The 3,320-nt window shown below is 66.7% G+C and carries 5 protein-coding genes; all 5 read right to left on the minus strand.

Annotated elements, in window-relative coordinates; genetic code table 11:
- Window positions 1-900: 900 nt before the first annotated feature.
- Window positions 901-1,347 carry a 50S ribosomal protein L9 gene (gene rplI, locus WBL05_RS07520; RefSeq protein WP_424224885.1) on the minus strand — a complete coding sequence of 149 codons (447 nt, stop codon included), beginning with the start codon at window positions 1,345-1,347 and terminating at the stop codon, window positions 901-903.
- Window positions 1,348-1,363: 16 nt separating this feature from the next.
- Entirely contained in the window at window positions 1,364-1,603 is a 240-nt protein-coding gene (gene rpsR, locus WBL05_RS07525) for a 30S ribosomal protein S18 (RefSeq protein WP_424224886.1), read from the minus strand.
- A gap of 97 nt (window positions 1,604-1,700) precedes the next feature.
- Window positions 1,701-2,240, minus strand: coding sequence for a single-stranded DNA-binding protein (locus tag WBL05_RS07530; RefSeq protein ID WP_424224887.1), 540 nt, complete (start codon window positions 2,238-2,240; stop codon window positions 1,701-1,703).
- Window positions 2,241-2,339: 99 nt separating this feature from the next.
- Window positions 2,340-2,627: a 30S ribosomal protein S6 gene (gene rpsF, locus WBL05_RS07535; protein WP_424224889.1), complete on the minus strand. Its 288-nt coding sequence runs from the start codon at window positions 2,625-2,627 to the stop codon at window positions 2,340-2,342.
- A gap of 143 nt (window positions 2,628-2,770) precedes the next feature.
- Window positions 2,771-3,169, minus strand: a complete 399-nt coding sequence (locus tag WBL05_RS07540) for a rhodanese-like domain-containing protein (protein WP_424224890.1) — start codon at window positions 3,167-3,169, stop codon at window positions 2,771-2,773.
- Between the last annotated feature and the right edge of the window lie 151 nt (window positions 3,170-3,320).

Consider the following 3,320-nt stretch of genomic DNA (forward strand, 5'->3'; position numbering starts at 1 on the left):
CCCGGGGGCAGGGCGGGCAAGATTCGGCACGAGGCACGGATACTGCACGCCAAGAGCCTCGATCGCGTACACATTCCGCCCCTGACGACGGGAAAGTGCCCAGCAAGGGGCGCCGCGTGCTGAGTGCTGGGCAGCACCGCACAACGCGGAGGATCGGGCAGCGACATCGCCGAGCGCTCTGCCGCAGTGGTGAGTGAGATTCTGGTTTCGGCACGCTGGATCGCGAGCCGCGGCAGTTGAACCGATGTAAGCCGGTTTCAGAGTGCCAGAACCGGAATTGGCACTCGTCAGGTGCCCGGATCGTCACCGCCTGAGCCTTGGTCTCGCACCCGAGGCGCCCCATTCACGATCGCGACCAGGTTGGGCAGCCGCGGCACGTCCAGGTCTCCCTTGAACGGGTTGTCGCTGATCGCCTCGAGGCCCTCGGGCTTGATCCGTCCCCGCGGCCTTACGCACCCGATGCGCCCGGCCCGGGTGGGCCCGCCCTCAGCCGGGCGGGCAGAATCCGGCCCGAAGCACGGATACTGCACGCCAGAGGCCCTAACCGCGTACACATTCCGGCCCTGATGGCGGGAAGGTGCTCACCGGGGGGCGCCGCCCAAAGCCGGGCAAGAGGGCTGGCGCTGGCGCAAACGTCCGCCGGCCCCAGGCGCGCCGGGGCGGGGAACTGACAGATGACCAAGAGGGGGGCCGATGTCCAGAGATCGGTCAGCCCATTCCGGGCGCCCAGAGGTCGGTCAGCCCATTCCGGGCGCCCAGCGGGCGGTCAGCCCATCCCGGGGCGCCCAGCGGTTGCTCATGGCCGAGGCCAATCGGCTGCCCGGGCATCGACCACAAACGCGAACCGACCCCCACCCGGAAGGCAGGGGCCGGTCGCCAGATGTCGAAGCCGACCAAGGGTCAGGCGGTGACAACCTCCACCGGAACATGGGCGGTCACGGCATCGGTCAGCTTTACCGCCACCGTGTGGGTGCCGACCGACTTGATCGGCTTGGCCGACGAGATGGCGCGCTTGTCGAGCAGCGGACCGCCGGCCTTCTTGATGGCGTTGGCCACCTCGTTGGGCGTCACCGCGCCGTAGAGCTTGCCGGTGCCGTCCGCACGAACCGGGACCTGCACCTGCAGGGCCTCGAGTTCTGCGCGGATCTGCGCGGCGTGCTCGTTGCTGCGGATCTGCTTCGCGTCCCGGGCCCGCTGGATGCCCTCGATCTGCTTGGCGGTGCCCCGGTTGTAGGCGATCGCGAAGCCGCGCGGCAACAGGTAGTTGCGGCCGTAGCCGTCCTTAACCTCGACGACATCGCCGGCCACACCGAGGTTGTCGACGGTAGCGGTCAGAATGAGCTTCATATCAACTCCCTCCTGGTCAGCGAGCGGTCGAGGTGTACGGCAGCAGGGCGAGTTCGCGCGCGTTCTTGACCGCGATCGCGACCTTGCGCTGGTCCTGGACACTGAGGCCAGTGACCCGGCGGGCCCGGATCTTGCCGCGTTCAGAGATGAACTTCCGCAGGGTTGCGGTGTCCTTGTAGTCGACGTTGGCGATGCGGACCGCCTTGACGGGGACGATCTTGCGCTTGTTCAGCGGCTTGCGCTGAGGACCGGCCATTGTGGTGCTCCTTTCGTGGGAGGTCTCGCCTCCCGAGCCCGGCTTCACGCCGGAATGTGCCTTGTGGATACGGGTTCAGGTGCCGTCGATCAGCGGATCAGAACGGCGGTTCTTCGCTCTGGGCGTTGGCCCACGGATCGTTGACGACGCCACGGTTGGATGACTGCTGGCCGCCACCGGCCTGCCAGTTGTCACCGCCTTGCGAGCCGCCGCCCTGCCAGCCACCACCCTGACTGCCCTGGCCGCCGCCTTGCCAGCCGCCACCGCCCTGACCGGACGTGCGGGTGACCTTGGCCGTGGCGTAGCGCAGCGAGGGACCGACCTCTTCGACGTCGACCTCGAAGACCGTGCGGCGGTTGCCCTCACGATCGTCGTAGCTGCGTGACCGCAGGCGTCCCTGCACGATCACGCGCATGCCCTTCGACAGCGACTCGGCGACGTTCTCGGCCGCCTGCCGCCAGATCGAGCACTGCAGGAACATGGTGTCGCCGTCCTTCCACTCGTTCGCCTGACGGTCGAACGTGCGGGGGGTCGAGGCGACGGTGAAGTTGGCGACCGCGGCACCCGAGGGGGTGAAGCGTAGTTCGGGATCTGCGGTCAGATTTCCGACCAACGTGATCTGGGTATCGCCTGCCATCTTTCCTCCGTTACGTGAGCTGAGCTTCTTTGAGTCTGGATGGCCGCACTGACATTTCTCCAGATCGGCCACCGCCTGTGGACAACTCGGCGAGTCGCCTCACTTGTCGGTACGCATCACCTTGGTGCGCACGATCCGCTCATCGATCGTCATCAGACGATCCAGCTCGGAGACCACCGCGGACGGAGCAGTGACGTTCAGGACGGCGTAAATGCCTTCGGGCTTCTTGTTGATCTCGTAGGCCATCCGGCGCTTGCCCCAGATGTCCTGGCTGTCGACGGTGCCGTCACCATCGGTGATCACCTTCAAGTGCTTCTCCAGCAGAGCGGGCACCTGACGCTCGTCGACATCGGGGTCGATGATGACCATAATTTCGTACTTGCGCATACGCGAACTCCACCTCCTTCGGACTGGACGGCCACAGGGATCTCCCGTGGCAGGAGGGCGAATGCCAGCGCCAGGACGTGCAAGGGCACGCCGACGCAGGGTCCAACGGTACTCGTGGCGGACCGATTTGTCGAAGCGAGCGGCTAGCTCGGCGGTCCCTGCAACAGCACCTGGCCATCGCGGACCCACCCCAGCAGTCCGCCGGCCAGCGAGTGCGCGTTCAGGTCGTTGTCGCGCAGCAGGTGGGCGATCGCGCTGGCGTGGGCGGGTGTCGAGCTGACCACGATGATCGCCTTCTGCGATGTCGCCGGATCGAGCATCGCCAGCGGGTCGTGGCCCCACACCGCGTCCATCGGGGACGACTGCAGGTCGGTGATCGAGACCAGCTTCGCGCCGGGCATGTGGCCGCGTTCGTACTCGGTGGGGGTGCGCACATCGATCACGACGCCGCCCTCGGCCAGCAGCTTGAGCGCATCGGGGATCGAAACGGTGGTCTCGTCGGCCGGCCCATCGTCCTTGTTGAACAGATCACGCAATCCCATGGATCAATCACACCACGCCTGTTTCAGCGGTGCACCTGATGATTAGGCTTCCACCATGAGTCGTTTCCCGGAACGCGACGCCTCTGCGCTGGTGGTAGTGGACGCCCAGCAGGGGCTGGCCGCCAGCCTGGTGGCCGACGCGGTCCTCGAC

Source organism: Brooklawnia sp. (assembly GCF_049651565.1).
Lineage (GTDB): Bacteria > Actinomycetota > Actinomycetes > Propionibacteriales > Propionibacteriaceae > Brooklawnia.

Excerpts from the sequence above, each read along its gene's own strand:
- rplI (WP_424224885.1), bottom strand. The coding sequence starts at position 1,347 with ATGAAGCTCATTCTGACCGCTACCGTCGACAACCTCGGTGTGGCCGGC.
- WBL05_RS07540 (WP_424224890.1), bottom strand. The coding sequence starts at position 3,169 with ATGGGATTGCGTGATCTGTTCAACAAGGACGATGGGCCGGCCGACGAG.
- WBL05_RS07530 (WP_424224887.1), bottom strand. The coding sequence starts at position 2,240 with ATGGCAGGCGATACCCAGATCACGTTGGTCGGAAATCTGACCGCAGAT.
- rpsF (WP_424224889.1), bottom strand. The coding sequence starts at position 2,627 with ATGCGCAAGTACGAAATTATGGTCATCATCGACCCCGATGTCGACGAG.
- rpsR (WP_424224886.1), bottom strand. The coding sequence starts at position 1,603 with ATGGCCGGTCCTCAGCGCAAGCCGCTGAACAAGCGCAAGATCGTCCCC.